General features: G+C 66.8%; 23 protein-coding genes. 8 read left to right on the plus strand and 15 right to left on the minus strand.

Annotated elements, in window-relative coordinates; all coding sequences use genetic code 11:
* Positions 1-20: 20 nt before the first annotated feature.
* Positions 21-2645: a glycoside hydrolase family 3 C-terminal domain-containing protein gene (locus TS85_RS14050; RefSeq protein ID WP_173426235.1), complete on the plus strand. Its 2625-nt coding sequence runs from the start codon at positions 21-23 to the stop codon at positions 2643-2645.
* A 245-nt stretch (positions 2646-2890) separates the two neighbouring features.
* The gene (locus TS85_RS14055; protein WP_155006423.1) at positions 2891-3811 is read left to right on the plus strand and encodes a hypothetical protein; all 921 of its coding nucleotides are present in this window, start codon (positions 2891-2893) and stop codon (positions 3809-3811) included.
* Positions 3812-4050: 239 nt separating this feature from the next.
* On the opposite strand, the gene TS85_RS14060 is transcribed toward TS85_RS14055, so the two are convergent.
* Together TS85_RS14060 and TS85_RS14065 are read right to left on the minus strand one after the other, a co-directional pair.
* The gene (locus TS85_RS14060; RefSeq protein WP_044332087.1) at positions 4051-5127 is read right to left on the minus strand and encodes an IS5 family transposase; all 1077 of its coding nucleotides are present in this window, start codon (positions 5125-5127) and stop codon (positions 4051-4053) included.
* A gap of 260 nt (positions 5128-5387) precedes the next feature.
* Positions 5388-6395 (minus strand): cupin domain-containing protein, encoded by a 1008-nt coding sequence (locus TS85_RS14065; protein WP_044332986.1) that lies wholly within the window; start codon positions 6393-6395, stop codon positions 5388-5390.
* Positions 6396-6529: 134 nt separating this feature from the next.
* Here TS85_RS14065 and TS85_RS14070 point away from each other — a divergent pair, with 134 nt between their 5' ends.
* A complete protein-coding gene (locus TS85_RS14070) occupies positions 6530-7009 on the plus strand; it encodes a hypothetical protein (RefSeq protein ID WP_052507933.1) in 480 nt (159 codons plus the stop codon).
* On the opposite strand, the gene TS85_RS14075 is transcribed toward TS85_RS14070, so the two are convergent.
* On the minus strand, positions 6978-8273 hold the full coding sequence (locus TS85_RS14075) for an MFS transporter (RefSeq protein ID WP_227698492.1): 1296 nt from the start codon (positions 8271-8273) through the stop codon (positions 6978-6980). The genes TS85_RS14070 and TS85_RS14075 overlap by 32 nt on opposite strands.
* 151 nt (positions 8274-8424) lie before the next feature.
* Here TS85_RS14075 and TS85_RS14080 point away from each other — a divergent pair, with 151 nt between their 5' ends.
* Genes TS85_RS14080 through TS85_RS14090 form a run of 3 tightly spaced genes read left to right on the plus strand, consistent with a single transcriptional unit; the run spans position 8425 to position 10843 of the window.
* A complete protein-coding gene (locus tag TS85_RS14080) occupies positions 8425-9360 on the plus strand; it encodes a cupin domain-containing protein (protein ID WP_227698493.1) in 936 nt (311 codons plus the stop codon).
* 24 nt (positions 9361-9384) lie between these two features.
* Positions 9385-9819, plus strand: a complete 435-nt coding sequence (locus tag TS85_RS14085; protein WP_044332994.1) for a hypothetical protein — start codon at positions 9385-9387, stop codon at positions 9817-9819.
* Between the two features lie 22 nt (positions 9820-9841).
* Positions 9842-10843, plus strand: coding sequence for an SMP-30/gluconolactonase/LRE family protein (locus TS85_RS14090; RefSeq protein WP_077228621.1), 1002 nt, complete (start codon positions 9842-9844; stop codon positions 10841-10843).
* Between the two features lie 3 nt (positions 10844-10846).
* Here TS85_RS14090 and TS85_RS14095 read toward each other — a convergent pair whose 3' ends face one another.
* From TS85_RS14095 to TS85_RS14105, 3 genes are read right to left on the minus strand one after another with little or no spacing between them, the layout of a single operon-like run.
* A complete protein-coding gene (locus TS85_RS14095; protein WP_044332998.1) occupies positions 10847-11374 on the minus strand; it encodes a gamma carbonic anhydrase family protein in 528 nt (175 codons plus the stop codon).
* Entirely contained in the window at positions 11374-11721 is a 348-nt protein-coding gene (locus TS85_RS14100) for a hypothetical protein (protein WP_227698494.1), read from the minus strand. The genes TS85_RS14095 and TS85_RS14100 overlap by 1 nt, the downstream gene beginning before the upstream one ends.
* Positions 11718-13637 carry an outer membrane protein assembly factor BamB family protein gene (locus TS85_RS14105; RefSeq protein ID WP_044333000.1) on the minus strand — a complete coding sequence of 640 codons (1920 nt, stop codon included), beginning with the start codon at positions 13635-13637 and terminating at the stop codon, positions 11718-11720. The genes TS85_RS14100 and TS85_RS14105 overlap by 4 nt, the downstream gene beginning before the upstream one ends.
* 153 nt (positions 13638-13790) lie before the next feature.
* On the opposite strand from TS85_RS14105, the gene TS85_RS14110 reads away from it, so the two are divergent.
* Together TS85_RS14110 and TS85_RS14115 are read left to right on the plus strand one after the other, a co-directional pair.
* Entirely contained in the window at positions 13791-14978 is a 1188-nt protein-coding gene (locus TS85_RS14110) for a CaiB/BaiF CoA transferase family protein (protein WP_044336313.1), read from the plus strand.
* Positions 14975-15757: an enoyl-CoA hydratase gene (locus TS85_RS14115; RefSeq protein WP_044333003.1), complete on the plus strand. Its 783-nt coding sequence runs from the start codon at positions 14975-14977 to the stop codon at positions 15755-15757. The genes TS85_RS14110 and TS85_RS14115 overlap by 4 nt, the downstream gene beginning before the upstream one ends.
* 158 nt (positions 15758-15915) lie before the next feature.
* Here TS85_RS14115 and TS85_RS14120 read toward each other — a convergent pair whose 3' ends face one another.
* From TS85_RS14120 to TS85_RS14155, 9 genes are all read right to left on the minus strand, one after another.
* On the minus strand, positions 15916-16848 hold the full coding sequence (locus tag TS85_RS14120; protein ID WP_044329758.1) for an IS110 family RNA-guided transposase: 933 nt from the start codon (positions 16846-16848) through the stop codon (positions 15916-15918).
* Positions 16849-17078: 230 nt separating this feature from the next.
* Complete coding sequence (locus tag TS85_RS14125) at positions 17079-17531, minus strand: c-type cytochrome (protein WP_044333006.1); 453 nt, start codon at positions 17529-17531, stop codon at positions 17079-17081.
* Complete coding sequence (locus tag TS85_RS26135; protein WP_227698495.1) at positions 17532-17960, minus strand: PQQ-binding-like beta-propeller repeat protein; 429 nt, start codon at positions 17958-17960, stop codon at positions 17532-17534. It lies immediately after the preceding gene.
* Positions 17888-19663: an outer membrane protein assembly factor BamB family protein gene (locus TS85_RS14130; protein ID WP_227698496.1), complete on the minus strand. Its 1776-nt coding sequence runs from the start codon at positions 19661-19663 to the stop codon at positions 17888-17890. The genes TS85_RS26135 and TS85_RS14130 overlap by 73 nt, the downstream gene beginning before the upstream one ends.
* A 60-nt stretch (positions 19664-19723) precedes the next feature.
* A complete protein-coding gene (locus TS85_RS14135; RefSeq protein WP_044333007.1) occupies positions 19724-21208 on the minus strand; it encodes an NAD-dependent succinate-semialdehyde dehydrogenase in 1485 nt (494 codons plus the stop codon).
* Positions 21209-21222: 14 nt separating this feature from the next.
* The gene (locus TS85_RS14140; protein ID WP_044333009.1) at positions 21223-22440 is read right to left on the minus strand and encodes an iron-containing alcohol dehydrogenase; all 1218 of its coding nucleotides are present in this window, start codon (positions 22438-22440) and stop codon (positions 21223-21225) included.
* 14 nt (positions 22441-22454) lie between these two features.
* Positions 22455-22853, minus strand: coding sequence for a c-type cytochrome (locus TS85_RS14145; protein ID WP_044333011.1), 399 nt, complete (start codon positions 22851-22853; stop codon positions 22455-22457).
* A gap of 14 nt (positions 22854-22867) precedes the next feature.
* On the minus strand, positions 22868-24178 hold the full coding sequence (locus tag TS85_RS14150) for an MFS transporter (protein WP_044333013.1): 1311 nt from the start codon (positions 24176-24178) through the stop codon (positions 22868-22870).
* The gene (locus TS85_RS14155; protein WP_227698497.1) at positions 24175-25572 is read right to left on the minus strand and encodes an amidohydrolase family protein; all 1398 of its coding nucleotides are present in this window, start codon (positions 25570-25572) and stop codon (positions 24175-24177) included. The genes TS85_RS14150 and TS85_RS14155 overlap by 4 nt, the downstream gene beginning before the upstream one ends.
* Between the last annotated feature and the right edge of the window lie 54 nt (positions 25573-25626).

Here is a 25626-nt window from a genome sequence, read left to right on the forward strand (position 1 = left end):
CTTCCCCCCCGGAGAGCATCATGCGCAATTCCCTCAGCCTGGCGATCGCAATGCTCGCAAGTTCGACCGCCCTCGCGCAGACCGCGCCCCCGACCCTTCCCTTTCGCGACCCCACGCTGCCGATCGACCAGCGCGTCGACGACATCGTCGGGCGGCTGACGCAGGAGGAAAAGGCGTCGCAGCTCGTCAACCAGGCGCGGGCCGTGCCGCGCCTCGGCATCCCCGAATATAATTGGTGGAGCGAAGCGCTCCACGGCGTCGCCAATAACGGCTTCGTCACCGTCTTCCCCGAGCCGGTCGGCCTCGCCGCGACCTTCGATCCCGATGCGATCAAGGCGATGGGCGAAGCGATCGGCACCGAGGGCCGCGTCCGCTGGAACCAGGTCGAACGATCGGGCCAGCCGCACCGGATCATGCAGGGGCTCACTTACTGGTCCCCCAATATCAACATCTTCCGCGATCCGCGCTGGGGCCGTGGCCAGGAAACCTATGGCGAGGACCCGTTCCTCACCGCAAAGCTGGGCATCGCGTTCGTGCAGGGCATGCAGGGCGACGACCCGCTGCATTACCGCGTCTCCGCCACCGCCAAACATTATGCGGTGCACAGTGGCCCCGAACCCACGCGGCACAGCGACAACATCACCGTAAGCCTCCACGACATGGAGGACACCTACCTCCCCGCCTTCCGCGCGCTGGTGGTCGAAGGCAAGGTCGAGTCGATCATGTGCGCCTACAACTCGGTCAACGGCCAGCCCGCCTGCGCCAGCGACTTCCTGCTGACCCAGCGGCTGCGCAATGCCTGGGGGTTCAAGGGGCATGTCGTGTCGGATTGCGACTCGATCGCCGACATCCAGCGCGGCCATCACTATGTCGCGAGCTATGCCGAGGCGGCCGCGCTCTCGATGAAGCTCGGCGTCGATAATGACTGCGCCGAATATGGCCGCACCGCCGGTGCGACGTCGGACTATGATCGCTATCTGGAGGCGATGCGCAGCGGCCTGTTGCCCGAGGGCGTCGTCGACACCTCGCTCCGCCGCCTGTTCCGCGCGCGCATCCGGCTGGGGATGTTCGATCCCGCCGGCACCGGCCCCTACGCCGCCATCCCCGATTCCGCGCTCAATTCGGCGCCGCACAAGGCATTGGCGCTCAAGCTCGCGCGCAATTCGATGGTGCTGCTCAAGAATAACGGCGTGCTGCCGGTGGCGCCGTCCAAGGTAAAGAAGATCGCCGTGGTCGGCCCGCTCGCCGATCAGGTCGACGTGCTGCTCGGCAATTATCGCGGCACCCCGCTCAAGCCGGTGACCGCGCTGGAGGGGCTGCGCGCCGAATATCCGGGGGCGGAGATCGTGTTCGAGCCCGGCACCGATTTCCTGCGCCTCGCCGAACCCGTGCCCACCAGCGCGCTGACCACCCCCGATGGCCAGCCGGGGCTGCGCGGCCAATATTGGGCGAATGCCGATTTCAGCGGCGATCCGGCGCTCACCCGCATCGATGCGCGCGTGATGTTCGATCGCAACGCCCCCGCCGCGCTGCCCGGCGTGGCGACCGTCTCGACGCGCTGGACCGGCTCGGTCGCCGCCCCGGCCGACGGCAAATACCGGATCGGGATCGAGGGCCGCAACGCCAAGCTGTGGATCGACGACAAGCTCGTCGCCGACAACACGGACCAGCAGCAGCGCGGCCCCAACCTCACCGAAATGACCTTCCGAAAAGGCGAACGCCACGCCGTGCGGATCGAACAGGCCGCCGGACGCTTCCCCCCGCGCTTCCTGTGGAACGAGATCCGCGCCGACGCGCTGGGCAAGGCGGTCTCCGCCGCGAAGGACGCCGATCTCGTCGTCGCCGTGGTCGGCATCACCTCCGCGCTCGAAGGCGAGGAGATGACCGTCAACATCCCCGGCTTCATCGGCGGCGACCGGTCGAGCATCGATCTGCCCGCGCCCGAGGAAGACGTGCTCAAGGCCGTGAAGGCGACCGGCAAGCCGCTGGTGGTGGTGCTGCTCAACGGTTCGGCGCTGGCGGTGAACTGGGCGGCGGAGAATGCCGATGCGATCGTCGATGCCTGGTATCCGGGGCAGGAAGGCGGCACCGCGATCGCGCAGACGCTATCCGGCGCCAACAACCCCTCGGGCCGCCTGCCGGTGACCTTCTACAAGAGCGCCGACCAGCTTCCGCCCTTCCGCGAATATGGCATGGCGGGCCGCACCTATCGCTACTTCACCGGCAAGCCGCTCTACCCGTTCGGCCATGGGCTCAGCTACGCCAGGTTCGGCTATTCGCCGGTCAAGCTGACAGGGGCGACGATCGCCGCAGGGGCGACGCTGGGCGTCGACGTAACGGTGCGCAACGAAGGCGCAGTCGCGGGCGACGAAGTGGCCCAGCTCTACCTGCACTTCCCCGACGCCCCCGCAATGCCGGTCCGCGCCCTGCGCGGCTTCCGCCGGATCACCCTCGCGCCCGGCGAAAGCAAGGCAGTCCATTTCGACCTGGACCCCCGCGACCTCTCCAGCGTGACCGCAGAGGGCAAGCGCATCGTCGCACCGGGCAAATACACGCTAACGATCGGCGGCGGCCAACCCGACACCGGCGCCCCCGTGACCCGCGCCAGCTTCACGGTGAAGGGCAGCCAGGCGCTGCCGGAATAGGCGAAGGTCGACCCACCCTCCCTCTCCCGGCGGGAGAGGGAGGGAGCGGCAAAGCCGCGGAAGGGTGAGGGTGACGGGCTCCGGCGAGAGGCAGTCCCGATCGTTTAACACCTGCGAAAACGGGCTGTCGCGAACAACTAGAATTGGGGACGGCCCTGGCTAGCGTACGTCGTTCAGTAGAGTATGACTGCATAATGGCTGTCTTCCGGACCACACGACCCACGATAGTCGATATCCAGTCCCAGATGCCGATTAGCGAAGGCAAGTCGCGCATACCCGATGCTGGTCGCCGGCGGCACTTGAGCTGGAGTTTCGATTTCGACTCGCGCGCGCTAACTATGGGCGAGGTCGCTCTTGACGATTGGGAGCCCGAGCGCCTTGAAATGCACCGCCTAAACCAGGCGAGTCACCGCGAAAGCATGATTCATGAGTTCGGCGAGCACTCAATCGACGCCAAAATCGAAAACTTCATCGCGATCGGTACCAAGCCATTTTCGGTCCTGTCATACCACAACGCCTTCAATCAGCAGGTACGCAGCGCATTCGTGATGGGCTACTATTACCCAGCGCTAGTAGGTGCTTGCGCGCTGGGGGAGCGAATCCTAAACCACCTTATATTAGACATGCGGGATTATTTTAAAAGCACACCCCAATATCGGCACGTGTATCGTAAAAACTCCTTCGACAACTGGGATATGCCAATCGATGCGTTGGAGGCATGGAGCATTCTCTTGCCCGAGGCGGTCAAGGAATTTCGCGCGCTGAAAGCGCTACGTCATCGCTCCATTCACTTCAACGTGAGCACCTACAGCACGCTCCGGGACGACGCGCTGGCGGCGATCCAGCATCTACGCACCATCATTGAGCAGCAATTCGGCAGTTTCGCCCAGCGGCCATGGTTTATTTCCGGCACGCTGGGACATTGCTTCATCCGAAAGGCGTACGAGGATCACCCCTTCGTCGCGACCTATTTCATCCCGCGCTGTCCGTTCGTCGGGCCGCTATTCGGCATGGGCCTCACGGAGGAGGGCTGGGAGTTTTACGATCAGCCAGATTACGGCGACGGCGATTGGACGGACGAGGAATTTGCGGTCGCTTACAATGAGCGCGACCAGACGAAGGTTGTAACCGAGAAACCGACCATAGAGCGCCTCAATGCAGTTTGATAAAGCCGAACCCCGAGACCTTTAGTTAGACTGAACACAATTATCACCGACCGATTAGATCGTCGGGCGGAACACGTTTGCTTCGACATGGCCAGCAACTGGACGCCGCTACTCTGGGCGCCTCCATTTACCCGTTGATGCGATCGTATTGAGGATTCGAGGTGGCGCTTTGGGTAGCCCTGGGGTTTGGCGCTGGGTTTGCCGGGATTTTCAGCGGCTTCCGTAGAGCGCGGACGCAATTATCCCATGGCGGCGCGTCGCTCGTGGAAGATCAGGCGGTGGATGTTGAAGGCCAGGTTGGCGAGCGTGATCTTGGCCTTGGCCCGTTCGATGCCGATGGTGCGGATGAACAGGCCCATGACGGCCTTCTGATGCGCGAACACATGCTCGACGCGGGCCCGGATCTTCGACTTGGTGGCGTTGCCGCGGCGGACATGGGCGGGCATCGGCCTGCCCTTGGGCTTTCTGCGGTGGATGCGGCTGACGCGGCCCTGGGCCTTCAGCCAACGCTCATTGCTCTGGCTGCGATAGGCGGTATCGGCCCAGACATCCGATGCGGTGTTGTCGCTGGTCACCACGTCGCGCAGCATGCGCCCGTCGTAGCGCGCGCCATCGGTGACCTGGCCCTTACGAATGAAGCCGAAGGTCCGGCATATCGAGATGCTGCTTTTATACCCGAAGCTTGGGATTGCGATATCCGGCTGCGGCTTGCCATCGGCGGTCGGTCGCGCCTTGGCGAATTTAAGCGTCCAGCGGGCATCGACATCCTTCTGGCGCGCCCTGGCGGGTTCGTCCGGCCAGATCTCGGCAGCGCTCCGGCCCGCCTTCACCGCGGCCTTCTCGGCCTCGGTGTTGCGTTGTTTGGGCGCGGCGACCAGCGTTGCATCGACAATCTGACCCCCCATCGGCAGATAGCCCCGCGCCTTCAACTGGCGGTCGAAATCGGCAAACAGCGTATCGAGCGCGCCGACCGCAGTCAGCCGCTCGCGGAACATGCGGATCGTGTTCGCATCCGGCGTCGCTGCGCCAAGATCGAAGCCCAGGAAGCGCAGCCAGCTCAGCCGATCCCGGATCAGCCATTCCATTCGCCCGTCGGCCACGTTGTTCTGCGCCGCCAGCACCAGCACCTTCAGCATCACCACCGGATCGTAGGGCGGACGACCACCCTTGGTACCGTCGGAATAGCCCAGTGCAGCTACCAGCGTCGGCCGAAACGCTTCAAAGTCCACGATCCGCGCCAGCACCTCCAGCGGATCGCCGTCCGCTGAAAGGCGCTTCATGTGGTCCGATAATCCGAAAAGCCCAGCCTGCCGCATCGTCCGCTCCCGCTGACCGCCGACAGTGAATCATCACTGCGCCAATTTGGCGAGAGGTAAATGGAGGTGCCCCTCTGCAAGCGGCCCAATTCCGGTCGAAAAGCGAGTGCCCAACGAACGACAGCTTTCAAGAAGCCAAAATCTGCGCCGATCGACCGAGATTGCGTCGTCAGCCGACGGGCAGATTCCATATAGCTTCGCACCCGCGAAAAGGGGCGGAGACCCCACGGCCCCCGCCCCTCACCTCACTACCAGCAGCCTTATTGCCGCCCGCCAGACTCCACCGTGAACCCATGCAGCCCCGCCGGATAGGGATTGACCGCGACGCGCGTCCCCATCTGCCCCTCCGGCCCGCCGAAGCTCGCCCGGTGCCAGCGGCCCTGCGCGGCCATGATCACATCGCCTGCCGATGCCGTGAACACCGGCACGCCTTCGACCTGGAGCGTCACATTGCCCTCCATCACGAACCAGAACTCGTCATAGCCGACATGGAAATGGCCAAGGTTGGAGGCGGGCGGGGTCGCCACCCCGCGGCCGCGGATGTTGTTCACGAACATGTGCTGCGCCGAGATGAACGGCCCCGCGCGCGCGCCGCCCTCGACGACGTCCTTATAGTAATCGAGATAGGGCTTGTTCATGGCATCGAACCCGCCCGGACCGCCGGTCAGCAGGCGCTGGGCATAGGCATAGCCCTGGACGGGCTTGGGCGCGGTGGGGTTCGTGGCGACCGGATAGAGCGGCATGTCGCTGGTCGCGTGGATCTCCAGATACAGCGCCGGTGCGCCGGGCAACGCCTCCAGCGTGAAGGGCACGCGGTGCGGCACGTTGATCTCAAATCCCTTGCGCGCGACGAACGGCTCCTGCCCGGCCATGCGAACCCGCACTTCGCCTTCCCAGACGATGATCCCGGTGCGGTTGTCCGAATAGGCAAGCTCCTGCGTCGTCCGGCCGGGCGCGAGTTGGTGCCAGTCGGCGATGATGTCGGCGCCACGGATGACCGGCTGGGTCCAGTTCGCCTGCCCCTTGTGGAGCGCACGGACGTCGGCGAGCTTCCACCAGGGCCGGTTCGGCGCGCGATAGGGCGTGAGCGGCGTCTTCTTGGGTGCCCACATCAGCGCCGGCGGCGGCGGCGCGAAGCGGCGCGGGCCCTCGGGCGGGCCGCCCGGCGGAGGTCCCGGCGGCGCCGTCTGCGCGCTTGCCGACAGCGCCATCCCCATCCCCGCCAGCGTCGCGGCGCACGCAAGGACGCCCCATTTTGCTTTGCCCATAATCCCTCTCCTAGACACGGTGTAGATCCCGTTCGATTTCAGATATGATATGATCTGTGCTTGCTCGTCAAACCGTTATGCAACATGAATGTGGGCAACGATCGCCACGTTCGGAATAATCGTGAGGAGTTGGAATGCTTGACCTGATCGCTCTGGCGGCTGCCGCCAGCATCGCTGCGCCACAGGGGCAGGATTGCCGCGCGATTGCTGACGCGACGCTGCGGCTGGCCTGCTACGACGCGCGCGACCGCGCTGCCGCCACCCCCGCCGCCCCCGCTCGCGCCGCCGCGCCTGCGCCCGTCGCGCCAACGGCGCCCCGCCCGCGCGCGGTGGTCGAGGCGCCAGCCCCAGCCGCCCCGGCACGCGCACTGTCCAGTGCGGAAATCGTGCGCGCCGATCGCACCGGCAAGCTCGTGGCGGTGACAAGGATGCGCCACGGGCTTCACCGGCTGACGCTCGACGATGGCCGCGCCTTCACCACCACCAGCGACACTGCAGCGCCGCCCCCGGTGGGCGCGTCCGTGCGGCTGCGACGGACGGCGCTGGGGACGACGTTCCTCGATGTCGAGGGTCGCGGCCCGCTCACAGTGCGACTGGTACGGGTTCGGAACTGATCCCCGGCGCCGGGGTGTCCACCGGCTCGATCAACTTCGTCGGATCGACCAGCGCCCATGCGATCGTCGCGATGATGACCAGCGCCGCCCCGGTCCCGAACGCCGCCGCCCAGCCATAGTTGGCGGCGATCCACGGCGTCAGCGACGCAGTGAGCGCGCCCCCGATCTGGCACCCCACATTCATCAGCCCCGATACTACTCCGGTGTGCCGCCCCGAAATATCGGCGGTGACTGACCAGAACGAGCTTTGCGAGAGGTACATCGCGCCCCCGCCCAGCGCGAGCGTCAGCACTGCCAGCGGCGCGTTGGAGACCTGCGACCCGATCAGCAGGAAGATGCCGGTGAGCACGAACGACACCATCGCCAGCCCCGACCGCCCCCAATACAGCCCGAGGCGGCGCGAGATCGCATCGTTGAGCACCCCGCCCGAAAGGCACCCGATCGTCATCGCCAGGAACGGCGCCATCCCGAACAACGCGCTCGATTTAAGGTCGAGCCCGCGCGCCTCCGCCAGGTAGATGAAGAACCAGCTGAAAAAGATCCAGATCACATAGCCGAACGCGAAATAGCTGAGGAACAGCCCCCAGACATTGCGGCTGGACAGGATCGCGCCCCAGGGCACCGCGACCTTCTCGTGCGAAGGCTCGGGCGGCAGCCCCGCTTCGATATGCGCCAGCTCGGCGGCGTTGACCCGCGAATGCTCCTGCGGCCGATCGCGCGCGATCGCATACCACACCACCGCCGCAACGATCCCGATCGCGGCACAGGCATAGAATGCCGCATGCCACCCACCGAACACGATCACAGCCGTAATGAGCGGCGGGGTGAGCCCCGATCCGGCGCCGACGCCGGCAAAGATCAGGCCATTGGCGCGCCCCCGCTCCTGCACCGGCACCCAGCGCGACACGAACTGGTTGCTCGACGGATACACCGCCGCCTCGCCGATGCCGAGCGCGAAGCGGACGATGACCAGCATCAGCACCGCATGCTGCGCCTGGGGCGGCACCAGCGCCGTGGCGATGCTGAAGATGCCCCACCAGACCAGCGCCGCGGTCAACAGCTTGCGCGGCCCGATCCGCGCCGCGAGCCATCCGGCGGGCACCTGGAACGCGGCATAGCCGAGCAGGAACGCGCTGAAGACCCAGCCCAGCGTAATCTGGTCGATGCCATAGTCCTGGCGCATCTGGACGCCCGCGACCGAAATGTTGGTGCGATCCAGAAACGCGATCGCGCTGATCACGAACAGCATGAAAACCAGCTGCACGCGCACCCGTGAGCGTCCGATAGCGGCCATAGCGCCCTCCCCTAAATCTATTTGCGGTTGGTCCGCAGAATCATATAGGATTTGATCCTAGTCGCGTTATAACGCTGCGTAAAGACCGGCACGAGCCGGCTTTTTGAGGAGGGGAAAGGCCGTGGGCGGAACGATGCGCATCCTGGGGTTGCTGCTGGGGGGCGCCTGCGCCTGCGCCGGCTTTTCCGCGCAGGCCCAGACACAACCGAGCCAGCCGCCGCAGCCAAAGCCGCTGGCACAGCGAATCGGGCATACCGACGAAGCCAGGATGCGCGCGCTGACGGCGGTCCATGCCGGTGCCGGCACGATGAAGTTCCAGCAATTGCTCGGAGCAGACGCACTCAGCACCACGCTCATCTTCGTCCACCGCGGCGTGATCGCGCCGAAAAGCGGCATCGGGCAGCATTTCCACAACCAGTCCGAGGAGATGTTCGTCATCCTCGAAGGCGACGCCCAGTTCACGATCGACGGGCGGACCTCCGCGATCCCCGGTCCAGCGGCGGTGCCCGATCGGATGGGGCACGCCCATGCCGTCTACAATCCGGGCAGCACGCCGCTGCAATGGCTGAACATCAGCGTCGGCCTGACCAAGGCCTATGACAATTTCGACCTGGGCGACACGCGCGAGGGCGCGGCGCTGGACCCGATCCCGCAGTTCATCAGCATGCGGCTCGACCGCGCGCTGCTGAAGCCGGTGGTAGCGATGGACGGTGGCGAGGGCACCGCCCAGTATCGCCGCGCGCTCGAACCCTCGGTCTTCTCGACGCCGTGGAGCTTCGTCGACCATCTGCTCCTGCCGCCGGGCACGTCGGTCGGCAGTGCCAGCAAACCCGGCATGAGCGAAGTCTATTACGTGGTCGCCGGCGAAGGCGAAGTGACCGTGGCGGGCGAGACCGCGACGATCAAGGCAGGCGATGCAGTGCCGGTCGATGTCGACCAGGCGCGCGCGCTGCGCGCCACCGGCGCAGCGCCGCTGGAACTGATGGTGATTGGCGTCGCGAAGGATCCGGCTGCCAAGGCCGCCTATGCCGCGTCGCTGATGCGCCGCCCGCGCTGACCCCATTCGAAAAGGAGAGACCTGATGCAACGACGCAATCTGCTCAAGCTGATCGCCGCGCTGGGCGCCGGCGCCACCGGCGGGGGTTCGGCGCTGGCCGCCGCGCGCCAGGCCGGCACCGCGCCCGCCGCCAAGCCGATCGTGCTGTACTGCGACCTGGCGATCGATCCTGCGCGCGAGCAGGAGATGCTCGACGCGTTCCACAACCACTTCAAGCCGGTGGCCGAAAGCTTCCGCGGTCGCGGTTTCATCGACCTCAAGATGGTCAAGCTGACCAGGATCATTCAGGGCGGCCCCGCCCCGGCCCCGGGCATCAACTATCGCTTCCAGCTCACCTATGAGAGCGAGGCGCAGCGGCAGGTGTGGATCAAGTCCGACGTCCACGAGAAGAACTGGCCGCTGATCGAGGCGACGGTGCTCAACAAGGACTATCTCGTCCTGCTCACCCAGAGCGTCTGACCTCCACAGAAAGGAAACGAGCATGCGACGCATTGGCCTTGCGGCGGCTCTTGCCGCGACCATGGTTGCGCCCGCCGCCTGGGCGCAACCCGCACAGCCCATCCAAACCGGGATCGAGCGCCTCGACCCCGCACTCGACGCCCTCATCGCGCCCGATGCGCAGGTCGAGCGCGTCGCGACCGGGTTCGGCTTCACCGAAGGACCGATGTGGCACCAGGGGCGGCTGTGGTTTTCGGACGTGACCGGCGACAAGCTGCGCGCTGTCTCGCCCAGCGGGACGGTCGAGGAGCTGATCCCCAATTCGGGCGGGCTGCCTAATCCGCCGCCCGGCGCCAATATCGGCTCGAACGGTCTGGCGCCGGACAAGGACGGCAGCGTGCTGATGGCGCAGATGGGGGCGCGGCGCATCGTCCGCGTCGATGCGAAGCTGGGCATCACGCCGTTCGTCGACAGCTATGAGGGCAAGCGGCTCAACAGCCCGAACGATCTGGTGTTCGCCCGCGACGGAGCGCTGTGGTTCACCGATCCGCCTTTTGGCTTGTATAACGGGATGAACCGCGATCCGGCCAAGCAACTGCCGTACAACGCCGTCTGGCGCTATACGAACGGCAAGCTTGCGCCGGCGATCACCGATCTCGCGCTTCCGAACGGCATCGGCTTCTCGCCCGACGGCAAGATTCTCTACGTTACCGACTATGGCCCGCCGGGTGTCATCCGCGCCTATGATGTCGGCGCTGGCGGGGCATTGTCCAACGCGCGCACGCTAATCGCCTTTCCGCGCGGCGGCCCCGGTGGCGCAGACGGGCTCAAGGTCGACCAGCGCGGCAATATCTGGGCGACCGGCCCCGGCGGGATCCGCATCATCACCCCCGCCGGCAAGGTGCTGGGCCAGATCAAGCTTCCCGAAGTCGCCGCAAACCTCGCCTTTGCCGGCGATGGGCACACGCTCTACATCACCGGATCGACGAGCATCTACCGGCTGAAGATCAAGGTTGCGGGAGTGCTGCCGCGCTACACCCGGTAGCGGTTATTCCTCGACGCGGCGGAGGTTCGCGGCGAAATGGGCCTGGCGCGCGGCATAGCCCGCCGCCGACGCCCGTAGCGCCGCGATCGCCTCTTCAGAGAGTTCGCGCACAGCCTTTGCCGGTGCGCCGACGATCAGGCTGCCGGGCGGAAAGCTCTTGCCCTCGGTCACCAGCGCGCCCGCGCCGATCAGGCAATCGTCCGCGATCACGGCGTTATTGAGCACCGTCGCGCCCATCCCCACCAGCACGCGATTGCCGATCGTGCAGCCGTGCAGGATGGCGTGATGCCCGACCGTGCAATCCTCGCCGATCGTGAGCGGCACGCCGGGGTCGGAGTGGAGCATCGCCCCCTCCTGGATATTGGTGCGGTCGCCCAACTGGATCGGGGTGTTGTCGGCGCGGATCACCGCGCCGAACCAGATACCGACCTGCTCGCCGAGCCGAACGTCGCCGATCAGATCGGCCGAGGGGGCCACCCAGCTGGAGGCGGGGACGCTCGGCGCGGCGCCGTCGATTGCGTATAGCGGCATCAGCGCGCCCCCGTCGGTGCCGCGGCGGGCGCCGTCGCCCCTGGGGCGGGGAGCGCGTAATTAGCGGCGAGATAGGCATCCACGGTCTTCTGCTCCTCGGGCGAAAGCTCGGCGCCGCGATCGATCATCGATTGGACCACGATCGCCCAATCCTGCGGCGTCTTGCGAACGGTGAGCACCTGTGCCGTGGTATGGCAGAAGCCGCAACGCTCGTTAATCAGGTCCAGTCCCGGCCCCGCGGGCGGCGGTGCCGCCTGCGTGGAGACCGCGGCGGCGGCGAGCATCGTTGCCCCCATGCCGCCGGACGCAAGCACACCGAACGCTATAGCCAGTTGTCTCAGCTTCATTCTGGCCCTCCGGAAAGCGCATATGCCACCACTTCGTCGCTCGTCGCGGGCTGAAACGCAAACCCGCCGGTCGCGACCGTCGCCACCATCTGCGGCCCGCCTTGCACCTGGTAGGTGATCGGCGTGCCATAGTTGGAGGCGGGCAGCTTCGCGCTCCACAACAGCTTGCCGGTCTTCGTCTCGAATGCGCGGATCATCGAGTCGCGCGTCGCGCCGATAAAGGTCAGGCCGCTCGCGGTGGTGATCGGGCCGCCGGCGCTCAGTTCGCCCGCATCCTTCAACATCGGGTCCTCGTTATTGCCCAGCACCTGTCGCCACGCCACGTCGCCGGTATCGACATTCACCGCGACCAGTTCGCCCCAGGGCGGGCGATGGCAAGGCTTCCCTGATTCGGGATCGAGATAATAAGCGTATCCGCCCTTCATCCCCCAGCTGCCATCGGGCTGCTTCTCCATCTGCTGCGGACTGGCGAGACTGTTCAGGTTGATGACGTACAGCCGGCTCAGCGGATCGAACGCGCCCCCACCCCAATCGGCACCGCCCAGGCTGCCGGGGAACGAGGCCACCGACGAATCGGCGCGGAGCGGCTGGAACATCACGCTCGGCGTCAGGTTGAGCCGCGCCGCGATCTTCTCGCACGCCGCGCGCAACGCCGGCGGGCCTTCGACCATATCGGTCATCTTGTAGCTGAGCCGAGTCAGCGGCGCGGGCTTGGCCGGCATTGGCTGGGTCGGCCATGGCTGCTCGCCGGGGATGTCCGTGTCCGTCGGGACGGGGACTTCCTTGACGTCGTAGATCGGCTTGCCGCTCACACGGTCGAGGATGAACAATATCGAGGTCTTGTTCATGATCGCGATCGCCGGGATCGTCCGGCTGCCGCGACGCACATCGACCAGCGTCGCGACCGGCAAGTCGACGTCCCAGATGTCGTGATGCACGGTCTGGAAATGCCACTTGTACTTGCCGGTCTTCGCATCGACCGCGACGATCGAATTGCCGTACAGATTCTGCCCCTTGCGATCCCCGCCCCAGCGATCGAAGGTCGGCGCGCCCACGGGGAGATAGGCAATACCGCGCTTTTCATCGACGACGACGAAGGTCCAGACGTTGACGCCCGACCGTCCCTTCCAGCTCTCGCCTTCCCAGGTCCCGAAATTGGCCTCGCCCGGCTGCGGGATCGTGTGGAAGGTCCACACCAGCTTGCCCGTAACCGCGTCCCACGCGCGGACATCGCCCGCTGCGCCCTTGACCGGCATTTCCTGCACGCGCGATCCGGTGATGATCAGGTTGCGATAAATGGCGGGCGGGCTGCTCATCCCCAGCGGCGCCCTCGTCCCGTTCATGACTTCGGGGGTCTTCATGTCGATCGCGCCATCGGTGCCGAAGCCCAGCGAGGGCTTGCCGGTCGCGGCGTCGAGCGCGAAGAGCTTGCCGGTGCGCGTGCCGAACACGATCCGCGCGCCCGTCTTGCCGCTGCCCGGCCAATAAGCGACGCCGCGCGTCGATGCCTGGTCGTTGCCCGGCAGCGGGAACACCCACTTCTCTTTCCCGGTCGTCGCATCCAGCGCGACGACGCGACGATAGGGCGTCGAGAGATACATCACCCCGCCCACCACCAGCGGCGTCGCTTCGGACGCCGAGAACCCCGTCCGGAACCGAGCGGGGACGCCGTCGGGAATCGGGATATTCTCGCCGACCGTACCCGACGGGCGCATATGATAGGACCAGACCTGGCGGAGCTTTCCGACATTCGCCGGGGTGATCTCGGCCAATGGAGAATGCCGCGCATGGCTCTCGTCGCGGCCATAGCTGACCCAGTCGCCCTTGGCCTGCGCGTGCCCCGGCACCGCCCAAAGGAGCGCCGCCGTCACCGCCCCCAATGCCGTTGCCGACCGGATTCGCTGGATATTTCCCATGTTCAAGCCGCCTCTCCTGTGCGTAATCTTGAGACAGCGCCCATTATTGGCTGCTTCACATTGTCTCGGTGCATCAACGGTGATAGCGCTACCTCAAATCATATACAATATGATCCCGTGCGCTTTGTCGCAGCGTTTGAAGAGAGGATGACGATGTCGAATTTGCCGCTGGGCGGGCTCCGCGTGCTGGATGTGTCGCAGGTGATGGCGGGGCCGTTCTGCTGCATGTTGCTGGGCGACATGGGCGCCGATGTCGTCAAGGTCGAGCCGCCGCGCACCGGCGATTCGACGCGGCATTCGATGGGCTTCCGGCTGAAGGGCGAGGACAGCCCCGGCTTCCTCGCGCTCAACCGCAACAAACGCAGCATCACGCTGAACCTGAAGGACGAGGAGGATCGCGCGGTCTTTTACGCGCTGGTCAAGACCGCCGACATTCTCGTCGAGAATGCCCGCCCCGGCGTGTCCGCGCGGCTGGGGATCGATTATGATACGCTGGCCGCGATCAACCCGCGGCTGGTCTATGCCAGCATCTCGGGTTTCGGCCAGACCGGCCCCTGGGCGCAGCGGCCCGGATTCGACCTGATCGCACAGGCCATGTCGGGCATCCTCAGCTCGAACGGCTTCCCCGACATGGAGCCCGCCAAGAATTCGATCGCAGTCGCCGATCTCGGCGCCGGGCTGTTCTCGGCCTATGCGATCCTCAGTGCGATCATCGGGCGCCAGACTTCGGGCAAGGGCCAGTATATCGACGCCTCGCTGCTGGAGGCGGCGATGGGGCTGTCGATCTGGGAAACCACCGAGCTGTGGGGCACGGGCAAGGCGCCGACGCCGATCGGATCGGCCAACCGCATGTCGGCGCCCTATCAGGCGGTGCGCGCCAGCGATGGCTGGTTCGTGATCGGCGCCGCCAATCAGGGGTTGTGGCTGACCTTTATCGATGTGATCGGGCGCCCGGAACTGCAGCAGGACCCGCTCTATTCCACCAACGCCGCGCGCGTGCAGAATCGCCAGCAACTGATCGACCTGCTTGCCCCCACCTTCCTCACCCGCACCAAGGACGAATGGATCGACGCGCTGCTCGCCGCCGGCGTCCCCGCCGCGCCGATCCTCGACTATGGCGAGGCGGTCACGAGCGAACAGGCCGTCGCGCGCGACATGGTGCAGATGATCCCGCACCCGGTCGAAGGCGAGTTCAAGGCGCTCGGCTTCCCCGTAAAGATGCGCGGCACCCCGCAGGAAGTACGCCTGCCCCCGCCGCTGCTCGACGAACATGGCGACGCGATCCGTGCAGAATTGGTCGAACTGGGCATGCTCGCCCCGCGTGCGGAGGCGGTGAAGTGAGCGAGGGGCGCATCGTCTTCGAGACGGCCGGCGCGCAGGCGCATATCCGCTTCGACAATCCCGCCGCGCACAACGCGCTGACCAGCCAGATGTGGCTCGACCTGCGCGACGCCGCGCGCGCGATCGCCGCCGACCCCGCGATCCGGGTCGCCACCTTTCGCGGCACGGGGGGCAAGGCATTCATCTCCGGCACCGATATCAGCAAGTTCGCCGACTATACGACCGGCGAGCAGGGCGTGGACTATGAGCGCGGCATCGACGACTGCATGCGCGCAGTCGATGCCATCCCCTGCACGACGATCGCGATCGTAGAGGGCTGGGCTGTGGGCGGGGGACTCAATATCGCCTCCGCCTGCGACTTCCGCATCGCCACGCCCGACGCGCGGTTCGGCTCGCCGATCGGGCGCACGCTCGGCAACTGTCTGTCCGGCGCCAGCCTGGCGCGGATCGCAGGCGCGGTGGGGGTCCAGATGGCCAAGCGGATGGTGCTGCTCGGCGAGTTCCTCACCGCCGACCAGTTGTTCGCAACCGGCTATCTGCTCAAGGTCGCGGCGCCCGAGGTGATCGACGAAGAGGTCGCCGCGCTGTGCCTCCGCGCCGCTGAGAACGCCCCGCGCACCACGCGGGCGACCAAGGAGATGGTCCGGCGGATGACGATGGACAGCCTGCCCGAGGTCGAGGACCTGATCGCGCAGGTCTATGGCAGCGCCGATTTCCGCCGCGGCGTCGCCGATTTCCTGGCGCGGACCAAGCGCGTTCCCGACTGGACCGGCGAGTAATCGCCGGGCCGCGGGGCCCTATTGGGGCCAGGGCTATCGCGCGGGCCTTCTTCTCACGCCGTCATGCTGAAATTGTTTCAGCATCCAAGGCGCAACAAGCGACGGAAATGCGGGCTGGGGGTTGGATGCTGAAACAAGTTCAGCGACTGTCTTTGGCGTCAAGCGGCGAGCCATGGGGATTTGCTCCTCAGGATGGCGTTTGCGAAGGTGAGCAGGCGGCGGGCGAGGGCGATCAGGGCGACCTTTTTGGGTTTTCCGCTGGCGATGAGGCGCTGATAGAGCGCCTGGAGCACGGGATTGTAGCGACTGGCGACGAGTGCGGCCATGAAGAGGGCCGAGCGGACGGTGGGGCGTCCTCCGCCGATCATGGCCTTTCCGCGCCATTGGCCGGACTGGCGGGTCCAGGGCGCGACGCCGGCGAGCGCGCTGATCTGGCGGCGTCCGAGCTGGCCGAGTTCGGGCAGTTCGGCAAGCAGCGTGCGGGCGGTGGTCGGGCCGACGCCTGGGATCGAGGTCAGCAGCGCCTCCTGATCGCGCCACAAGGGCGAGCCCCGCACGGCCTCGTCGATCGTCCGTTCAAGGTCGGACAGTTCCTTTTGCAGCGCAGCCAGCAGGCGCTCGATGCTTTTGCGCAGCGGCAGAAGCGTTGCGCGCCGCAGCCGCTGGCGCTCGCTCACCATCATCGCGATGATCTGCCGGCGCCGCGCCACCAGGTCGGCCAGCGCGCGCGTCTCGGTATCCGCCAGTGCGCGCGGCGGCGGGCGCGTTGCCTCGACAAAGCGCGCAATCACCGCGGCATCGATCGGGTCGGTCTTGGCGCGCTTGCCCAATGCGCGCGCAAAATGGCGGATCTGCGCGGGATTGATCACCGCCACCGGCAAGCCTGCTGCCCCCAGCGCGGCAGCCACCACCGTCTCATAGCCCCCGGTCGCCTCCAGCCCGATGCACAACGGGGCCGATACGCCCAGTCGCGCGACCAGCGCCTCCAGACCCTCGGCATCGCGCCCGACCGTCCAGGCCTCGCCCGCGGGCGAGACATGGACGTCCAGGCGATCCTTCGAAACATCGATACCCACATACGTCATGGTCATCGTCTCCCGGGCTTGCGCAATCGGGCTTGCCTTGCAGAGGCCCAAGCGACTGTTCGGGTTCAATGACCTTACAGCGGGCTGTTCACGCTGAACTACGGGCTCTGCAACCCTTGCATGATTCGAACTTCCCGCCGAAGCCGCACCGCATTCTTCATGCAATGCTGCAGTTGGCAAGTTACAAGCATGACGGCGAGTAAGGGAGAATATCGCGTTCTATATGATCGGTCTGCCTATTGCGCGGGCTTCTGCGCGACGATCTTGACCCCGGCCATCAGCGGCGCGCTGGGCGGCAGCGCGATCTCGCCCGTCGGGAAGCCGTTGGCCTGGAACAGATAGGCTTCGATATCGGATACCGTGCGCCCGCCCAGGCTGCCCGGCGCGCTCAGCGGCATCGTCTCCTTGATCCGGGTGAACAGGTCCCCCGCCGACGTATTGTTCCAGTTGTTGAGGAAGCCGGCGCCGACCAGCGCCGGGGCGACGTCGATCCCCGCCAGCGTCGCGCCGTGGCACGACGCGCATTCGCCGGCATAGGCGGCCTTGCCGCGCTCCGCCTGCTCCGCCGTGTACACGCCTGCCCACACGCTGCCCGCAGGCGCCTGCGCACGCGCGGTGATGGCGCCGCCCAGCGCCACCGAAGCGGCTCCCAATAGTGCCAATGCGAAGCCTGACTGCGAGTTCATCATCTACGCAACTCCCGGTAGTCGATACGCCACCAACTCGGCACTGTAATTGCCGCCGCCGATCGCTACGACAATGTATTGGCGCCCTTTTAACATATAGGTCATCGGCGAGCCACTCTGCGGCGCGGGCATATAGACCGCCCCCTTCTCTTCGCCGGTCGTCTTGTCATAGGCGCGCAGCATCGCGCCGCGGACGCCATATTCATTGGTGTAGAAGCCCGCCTCGCCGCAGATCACCAGCGTCTTGGTCGCCAGCGGCCCGAGATTGCCCGCGCGCCCGGTGCGCGGGATCTTCAGTCCCTTCAGCGCGGGGTGGTTGCGGACATTGTCGGGGGTCTCGCCATGCGCGATCTGCCATTTCAGGTCGCCCTTCGACAGGTCGATCGCGGTGATCCGGCCATAAGGCGGCTTGAGCAGCGGAAGCCCCTGCACCGCCAGAAAGCCCGGCGGAGTGGTGCCACGCGGGGGGCCACCGGGGCCGGGACCTGGACGCCCGGAGGCACCGCCCGCCCCTGCCGCTGCGGGGGGACCGGGGGCGGCCCGGGCGGACGCCCGCTCATCTCTGCCCCCATCGCCACTTGCGGGCGAAGGGTCGTTCCGGCGATCGCATGGACCTGGGGGAATTCGGATACCTTGGGGTCCGAGTTCGGCACGATGCCGACGACCGAAGGCTGGCTCTTCGAATAGACGAACACCGTATGCGTTTCGGGATCGTAGCAGCCGCCGGGCCAGTTGGTGCCGCCCTGGATGCCCGGGTTGGTGATCGTGCCCCACCGCCCCGGCTTGCTCACCACGGGCGGCGTATAAAGCGGCCCGATCTTGTAGCTCTTGACCATCTCCACCGCCTGCGCACGCAGTTCGGGCGTGAAATCGATCAAATCGTCGATCGTCACGCCCTGCACGTCATAGGCGGGCGGCTTGGTCGGGAAAGGCTGGGTCGGCGCGTACCATTCGCCGGGCACGTCGCCCGCCTCGACCTTGCGCTCGACGATCGGCCAGATCGGCTTGCCCGTCTCGCGATCGAGCACATAGAGAAACGCCTGCTTGGTCGGCTGTGCCAGCGCCTTGACGGTCTTTCCCTTGACCGGGATGTCGCACAGGATCGGCGCGCACGGGATGTCGCGATCCCATAGCCCGTGATGGACGAGCTGATAATGCCAGCGCCGCTCGCCGGTCTCCAGATCGAGCGCGACCAGCGATTCGCCGAACAGCGCATTGCCGCGGCGGAACATCCCCATCTCGTCGCCGGTCGGCAGCTCGACGGGGACATAGACCAGCCCCAGTTCCGCATCGGCGGACATTTCCGCCCAGGCGCCGGCATTACCCGCCTCGTCTGCATCGCCGTTGAGCCAGGTGTCGTAGCCATACTCACCCTTGCGCGGGATGGTGTGGAAGATCCATTTGCGCTTGCCGGTGCGCACGTCGAAGCCGCGGATATAGCCCTTCACATTCTTGCGCACCAAGGGAAGGTCGCCGGCGGTATGCGCGGCGCCCACCACCACCACGTCGCGCGCGATCATCGGCGTCGCGTGGAGCCCGACATCGGCGGTCTCGGGGTCCAGTTCCTGGTCGAAATCGAGCTTCAGATCGACGATCCCGCCCGTCCCGAAATCGGGATCGGGGATGCCCGTGGCGGCATCGAGCGACACCAGCCGATAGCCGATGGTGACGAACAGGATGCGCTCCTTCGTCCCGTCGGTCCAATAGGAGCAGCCATGGCCCGACAACTGGCGGGGCGAATTGGCGGCGCGCTTGCCTTCGTCGAGCCGGTACATCCACAGCAATTCGCCGGTCGCAGCATCCACGGCGATGCAATCGCGGCGCGAGCCCGCCGTCAGGAACAGCCGGCCCTTGATCAGCAGCGGGGTGGGCTCGAACTGATATTCCTTGCGCGCGCCGAGCACGTCGGTCTTGAAGCTCCACGCGACTTCCAGATCACCGAAATTCTCGGCAGTGATCTGGTCGAGCGGCGAATAGCGCGTGTTCGCGGCATCGGCGGCATAATAGCGCCATTCGGTGTCCGGCCCGCCGGGCGCCACCGGCGCGGCCAGCGCGCGCGATTTCGGCCCCAGCGCAAGCGCGGTCATCGTCGCGGCGGTGCCGCCTAGGAGTCTGCGTCGCGTAACTTCCCACATGGCGCTCTCTGGCTCCCTCTCCCGGTGCGCGTCGTGGCGCGCGGATCCTGTCGCTGGTTTTTACCAGCTGACGGCGATGTACTTTGCCTCGCAATATTCGATCAGGCCATGGTGCGATCCCTCGCGCCCCAGCCCGCTCTGCTTGACGCCGCCGAACGGCGCGGCGGCATCCGACACCAGCCCGCGATTGACCGCGACCATGCCGCATTCGATCCGCTCGGCAAGCTGGAGCGCCTTCTTCAGGTCGCCCGAATAGACATAGGCGGCAAGCCCATATTCGGTGGCGTTGGCCAGCGCGACGGCTTCGTCGACATCGTCGAACGGCACGATCGCCGCGACCGGGCCGAACACTTCGGTCGAGAGGATTTCCGATCCCGGCTGGACATTGGCGATCACCGACGGCGGATAGAAGAACCCGTCGCCCGCAATCGCCGCGCCGCCCAGCCGCACCTCGGCGCCGCGCGACACCGCGTCGGCCACCAGCCGCTCGATCTTGTCGATCGAGGCGCGGTTGATCATCGCGCCGCATTGGGTGGTCGCATCGATGCCGGGGCCGACCTTCATGGCGCCCATCCGCTCGACCAGCTTCGCGACGAAGCGATCCTGGATGCCGCGCTGGACATAGAAGCGGTTGGCAGCCGTGCACGCCTCGCCCGCGTTGCGCATCTTGGCGACCATCGCGCCTTCGATCGCCTCGTCGAGATCGGCGTCGTCGAGCACCAGGAACGGCGCATTGCCGCCCAGCTCCATCGACGCGCTGATCACCGAGTCCGCCGCCTCGCGCAGCAGGATGCGGCCGACTTCGGTCGATCCGGTGAAGCTGAGCTTGCGCACGCGCGGATCGTGGAGGATCGCGCTGCACACCGGGCCGGGATCGCTGGTATTGATGACATTGACCACCCCCGCGGGCACCCCGGCGTCGCGCAGGATCTGCGCGACCGCCAGCGCAGTGAGCGGGGTTTCCTCGGCGGGCTTGAGGATGACGGTGCAACCGGCGGCCAGCGCGGGCGCGATCTTGCGGGTCGCCATTGCGGCGGGGAAATTCCATGGCGTGATCAGCAGCGCGATGCCGATCGGCTGATAGCTCACCAGGATGCGGTTCGCGCCCGAGGGCGACAGCGACAGCTCGCCGTTGATCCGCACGGCTTCCTCGGCATACCAGCGAAAGAATTCGGCGGCATAGGCGACTTCGCCGCGCGCATCGCCCAGCGCCTTGCCATTCTCCAGCGAGATCAGCCGCGCCAGCCATTCCTGCCGCTCCATCATCGCATGGTAGCAGGCGAGCAGGACTTCGGCCCGGCGGCGCGGCGGCGTGGCCGCCCAGGCGCTGGCGGCGGCGGCGGCGGCATCGACGGCGGCGATCCCCTCGGCAGCGTCGCAGTCGGCGACCGAGGTCAGCGTCTCGCCGGTCGAGGGGTTGAGGATGTCGATCCGGGCGCCGCTGCTGGCGCCAACCCAGTTCTCGCCGATCAGCAGGTCGGTGGGGATGGCGAAGCTGGCCTTTTGCCCTTCCGAGGCGGGCGGCGTGTAGGTGTTGCTGGTCATCGAAAGCACCGGTTTCAGAGGGTGGCGAGGTGGCGGCGGTCGCCGGTGAAGGCGGCGCGGGTGATCGCCTGCATCGCGGTCAGGTCGAGCGGGCGCGGGTTGTTCTTGACCAGCCGCGCGGCGTTGAGCGAGTTCTCCGCGACGAAATCCTGCTGGTCCTCGGTGAGGCCGAGCGCGGCGAGCGTCGCCGGGATTTCGACCTTCGCCAGCAGATCGGCGACCGCATCGATGAACGCCTGGCTCTTCTCGTCCGCGCCGCCGCTGCCGACGCCGATCAGGTCGGCCAGTTCGGCGAAGACGGGGGCGCAGGCGGGCCGGTTATACTGCATCACATAGGGCAGCAGCGTCGCGACGCCCGCCCCGTGCGCGGTGTGGGTCAGGTTGCCGACCGGATATTGCAACGCGTGCGCCGCCGCCGTGCCCGCAGTGCCGAACGCGCACCCCGCCGCCAGCGCGGCGAGCATCACGCCGTCGCGCGCCTCGAGGTCGCTGCCGTCGCGGAAGGCGCGTTCGAGGTAGCGGAACAGATTGGCGATTGCGAGCCGGGCGAAATGGTCTGACAGCGCGTTCTTGCCGACGAACACATGCTGCTCGGTCAGCATCGGGTCGATCGGGCGGGCCAGCGTCGTGAACGCCTCGACCGCGTGGGTCAGCGCGTCCGATCCGGACACCGCGGTCAGCACCGGCGGGCACGTCACGGTCAGTTCGGGGTCGCAGATCGCGATCTGGGGGATCAGATGCGGGCTGGCGATGCCGATCTTCAGCCCGCGCTCGGTATCGGAGACGACCGCGACCGGCGTGACTTCGGAGCCGGTGCCCGCCGTGGTCGGGACCGCGACCAGCGGCATCACCGGGCCGGGGACCGCGAACTCGCCATAATAGTCGCTCGGGACGCCGCCATGCGTCAGCAGCACCGCGACGACCTTTGCCAGGTCAATCGAGCTGCCGCCGCCGATCCCGACGACGACATCGACCGGAAAGTGGCGAACATCGCCCACACAGGCAGCAATGGACTCGAGCGGCAAATCGGGGATAACCCCTTGAAATACAAAGGTTTCAACGCCGTTCGCGGCGAGATCGGCGAGCATCGCCTCGAACTCGGGCTGCGCGGCCTGGCGGGGGTCGGTGCAGAGCAGCGCGTGCCGCCCGAGCCGCGCCACCGCCGAGCCGAGCGCCGCGCGCTGGCCGCGCCCGAACAGGATGTTGCGCGGCAGCCGCAATGCGCCGAACATGGGAGGGATATCAGTCACTTGGTTTTGCTGCCTGTGGTTTTGAGATAGGCGGTCAAGTCCGCCCGGTCCTGCGGTGCGGCGATCGGTGCCGCGATCATCCTGGTCCCCGGCACGAGCTGGCGCGGGCCGGCGAGGAAGCGGCCGAGCGTCGCTTCGTCCCATTTGAGCTTCGACGCCTGCATCGCGGGCGAATAGGCATAGCCGGGCACGCTGGCCGAGCGCCGCCCGACGACGCCGGCCAGGCTGGGGCCGATGCCGTTCTTGCCCGGCACGACCGCGTGGCACGCGGCGCAGCGCGCGAACAGCGCCTTGCCCTTCGCCGCATTGCCCGCCGGGGCAGGCTCGGGCGCCGCCGCAAGTGCCGCCGCGCCGAGCGCGACCGCGCCGGCACCGGCGATCCATTTGATACGCATTACCTTCTCCCTACTCACGCCGCACCCTCCGGCTCGACATGGAGCCGCTGCGAAGCATCGATCACCAGGAACAGCAGCGCCGCGATCACGCACAGCACCGCAAGCACCGAAAAGGCCGCGAACCACCCGCTCGACGCGACGATATACCCCGTCACCGCCGCCGCGATTGCCGCGCCGATATTGCCGAGCGTATTCATCACCGCCGAGACCGATCCGGCATAATCGCCGCCGATATCCAGCGTCACCGCCCAGGACACGCCCACCGTCAGCTCCAGCCCGAACAGCGCGAGGCAGAAGCACGCCACGCTCGACACAGGATCGGCCATGGAGGCGGCCAACGGGATCATCACCGCCGCCACCAGGAAGCCGGCGACCGCCACTGCGCGGCGCGCCATCTTCAGCCCGGTGCCGCGCCGGACCAACCGATCGGAGAACCAGCCGCCGGCCAGATCGCCCAGCACGCCCGCCATCAGCGGCATGCTGGCCATCATCCCCATCATCGCGATGTCGAAGCCGCGCGCGTCGTGGAGATAGGTCGGAAACCAGGTCAGGAAGATGTTGATGCAATAGGCGTAACAGAAATACATCGCCGACAGCAGCCAGAGCTGGGGCCGCGAGAGCAGGATGCGCCACGGCACCTTGACCCGCGCCTTGCCCGCGCCCAGCGCGCCTTCGATCAGCGCGCGCTCGGCTTCGTTCACCGACGGATGTTCGCGCGGACGATCGCGATAATAAGTGAACCACAGCCCCGCCCAGGCGATGCCGAGCAGCGCGAACAGCACGAACGGCATCCGCCAGCCAAAGGCGACGATCAGCCCCGCGACGAACCACGGCGTCACCGCGCCGCCCAGCCGCGCCCCGGCATGGGTGACGCCCTGCGCCCAGCCCCGCTCCGACGGCAGCATCCAGCGCGACAGCGAGCGCGTCGCGATCGGAAACGCCCCCGCCTCGCCCATGCCGAACAGGAAGCGGCAGACCATCATCGAAGAGGCGGACCAGGTAAGCGCCGTCACCGCCGTGAAGGTCGACCACCACAACACGACCCCGGTCAGCGCCCGGCGCGGGCCGAACCGGTCGCCCAGCCAGCCGCCGGGAATCTGGAAAAAGGCATAGGCGAACTGGAACGAAGCGAAGATCCAGCCCATCGTCTCCGGCGACAGGTCGAACTCCTTGCGGATCGACGGCGCCGCCGTGGAGATCACCACCCGGTCCATATACGTGATCAGATAGGCAAGGACGGTGAGCCACAGCACCACATGCCGCACGCGCGTCGGGCGCGTGCCCGCAGCGGCGGCGGCGGGCGCATCGACAGCGGCTGGGTTCACTTCGCGGCCCCGCAGACCGAGGCCTCACGCCCGACACAGGTCTGCCAGATCGTCGGGATCTTCTTGCCCGCGACATAGACGCTGGCGATCGCGCGGGTGTTACGGATGTCCGCCACCGGATTGCGATCGAGCACGAGCAGGTCGCCCCATTTGCCCGGCGCGACGCTGCCGATGTCGGTGAGCCCGAGGAATTTGGCGTTGGTGCTCGTCGCCGCGGTCAGCACCTGGAGCGGCGTGAGTCCCGACTGGACCATCAGCTCCATTTCCCAATGCGCGAAATAGCCGGGGAAGCGCGCCGAGGGGCCGCTGTCGGTGCCCATGCCATAGCGCACCCCGGCCTTTGCCTCGACGCCCAGGCTCGCCATCGCGTTGCGCAGCACCTCGGGATATTTGGGGAAATTGGGGTTCGCCGCCAGCCGTGCCTGGCGCGCCGGGTCCTTCAGTGCGGCGATCGTGGTGGGTGCGACCGCGCGCGAGAAGAAGGGATCGTCGACGAACGGTAGCAGCGTGTAGGTGAACGACGCCTCGCGGCTGAGCGTCGAGGCGATCTGCCACACATTGCGGGCCATCATCTTGCGCGCCAGCGCGCCATCGGCGGTGCGATCGCGGACCTGGTGCATGAAGCCGTCGATACCCTCGGTCGCGAGCGCATCGGCATTGTCGTAATAGAAGATGTGCGCGACGGCCTTCTTCCGCGCGGCGTGCGCGGCAGCGACGACGGCGCTGCTGATCGTGTACGGCATCCGCTCGCCGATCATGCCGAATTCGTCGTCCATCCACAGCTTGATGAAATCGGCGCCCTTGGCGGCTTCGCGCGCGACCATCGCCTTGGTCTCTGCGGGAGTCGCGACCGACTGGTCGAGCCCGGCGACGCCGCCATAGCTGCCCTTGAACACCACCCCGCGCCCCGAGGTGAAGGCGCGTGCGCGGTCGATGCGGCCGATCCGGCGCTGGTCGGCGATCACATCATGGATCGCATCGCCATCGGTGCCCAGCGTGTAGACCGAGGTGACGCCATAGGCCGCGTAGATGCCGAGCTGGCGCTCGACATTGGCGCGATCGTAATATTTTGTGAAATTCTGGTCGATGCCGTCGACGAGGCCAAGATGGACATGGCTGTCGATGATGCCGGGCATCAGGAATTTACCGCGCAGATCGGTGACCGGCGCGCCGCGCGGCGCCTTGAGCTTCGCCGATGGCCCGACCCAGGCGATGCGCCCGTCGCGCAGCACCAGCGCCTGATCTGCCGCGGGCGCCCGGCCCGTTCCGTCGATCAGCGTGAAATGATCGAGCACCTCTGTCTGTGCGCGCGCGGCGCCGCCGACGATGCCCATCGCGACCGCGGCAAGGCCGAACGCGATCCGCGCGGACCGCTGCATCCCAACTGCCAGCATACGCGGCCTCTCCCGTTTTCATATCCTATAGGATTTGGATAGGTCCCGCCGGGG

Source organism: Sphingomonas hengshuiensis, from assembly GCF_000935025.1.
Classification (GTDB): Bacteria; Pseudomonadota; Alphaproteobacteria; order Sphingomonadales; family Sphingomonadaceae; genus Sphingomonas; species Sphingomonas hengshuiensis.

Excerpts from the sequence above, each read along its gene's own strand:
- TS85_RS14050 (WP_173426235.1), top strand. The coding sequence starts at position 21 with ATGCGCAATTCCCTCAGCCTGGCGATCGCAATGCTCGCAAGTTCGACC.
- TS85_RS14055 (WP_155006423.1), top strand. The coding sequence starts at position 2,891 with ATGCCGATTAGCGAAGGCAAGTCGCGCATACCCGATGCTGGTCGCCGG.
- TS85_RS14060 (WP_044332087.1), bottom strand. The coding sequence starts at position 5,127 with ATGCGGCAGGCTGGGCTTTTCGGATTATCGGACCACATGAAGCGCCTT.
- TS85_RS14065 (WP_044332986.1), bottom strand. The coding sequence starts at position 6,395 with ATGGGCAAAGCAAAATGGGGCGTCCTTGCGTGCGCCGCGACGCTGGCG.
- TS85_RS14070 (WP_052507933.1), top strand. The coding sequence starts at position 6,530 with ATGCTTGACCTGATCGCTCTGGCGGCTGCCGCCAGCATCGCTGCGCCA.
- TS85_RS14085 (WP_044332994.1), top strand. The coding sequence starts at position 9,385 with ATGCAACGACGCAATCTGCTCAAGCTGATCGCCGCGCTGGGCGCCGGC.
- TS85_RS14090 (WP_077228621.1), top strand. The coding sequence starts at position 9,842 with ATGCGACGCATTGGCCTTGCGGCGGCTCTTGCCGCGACCATGGTTGCG.
- TS85_RS14095 (WP_044332998.1), bottom strand. The coding sequence starts at position 11,374 with ATGCCGCTATACGCAATCGACGGCGCCGCGCCGAGCGTCCCCGCCTCC.
- TS85_RS14100 (WP_227698494.1), bottom strand. The coding sequence starts at position 11,721 with ATGAAGCTGAGACAACTGGCTATAGCGTTCGGTGTGCTTGCGTCCGGC.
- TS85_RS14105 (WP_044333000.1), bottom strand. The coding sequence starts at position 13,637 with ATGGGAAATATCCAGCGAATCCGGTCGGCAACGGCATTGGGGGCGGTG.
- TS85_RS14110 (WP_044336313.1), top strand. The coding sequence starts at position 13,791 with ATGTCGAATTTGCCGCTGGGCGGGCTCCGCGTGCTGGATGTGTCGCAG.
- TS85_RS14120 (WP_044329758.1), bottom strand. The coding sequence starts at position 16,848 with ATGACCATGACGTATGTGGGTATCGATGTTTCGAAGGATCGCCTGGAC.
- TS85_RS14125 (WP_044333006.1), bottom strand. The coding sequence starts at position 17,531 with ATGATGAACTCGCAGTCAGGCTTCGCATTGGCACTATTGGGAGCCGCT.
- TS85_RS14130 (WP_227698496.1), bottom strand. The coding sequence starts at position 19,663 with ATGTGGGAAGTTACGCGACGCAGACTCCTAGGCGGCACCGCCGCGACG.
- TS85_RS14135 (WP_044333007.1), bottom strand. The coding sequence starts at position 21,208 with ATGACCAGCAACACCTACACGCCGCCCGCCTCGGAAGGGCAAAAGGCC.
- TS85_RS14140 (WP_044333009.1), bottom strand. The coding sequence starts at position 22,440 with ATGTTCGGCGCATTGCGGCTGCCGCGCAACATCCTGTTCGGGCGCGGC.
- TS85_RS14145 (WP_044333011.1), bottom strand. The coding sequence starts at position 22,853 with ATGCGTATCAAATGGATCGCCGGTGCCGGCGCGGTCGCGCTCGGCGCG.
- TS85_RS14155 (WP_227698497.1), bottom strand. The coding sequence starts at position 25,572 with ATGCTGGCAGTTGGGATGCAGCGGTCCGCGCGGATCGCGTTCGGCCTT.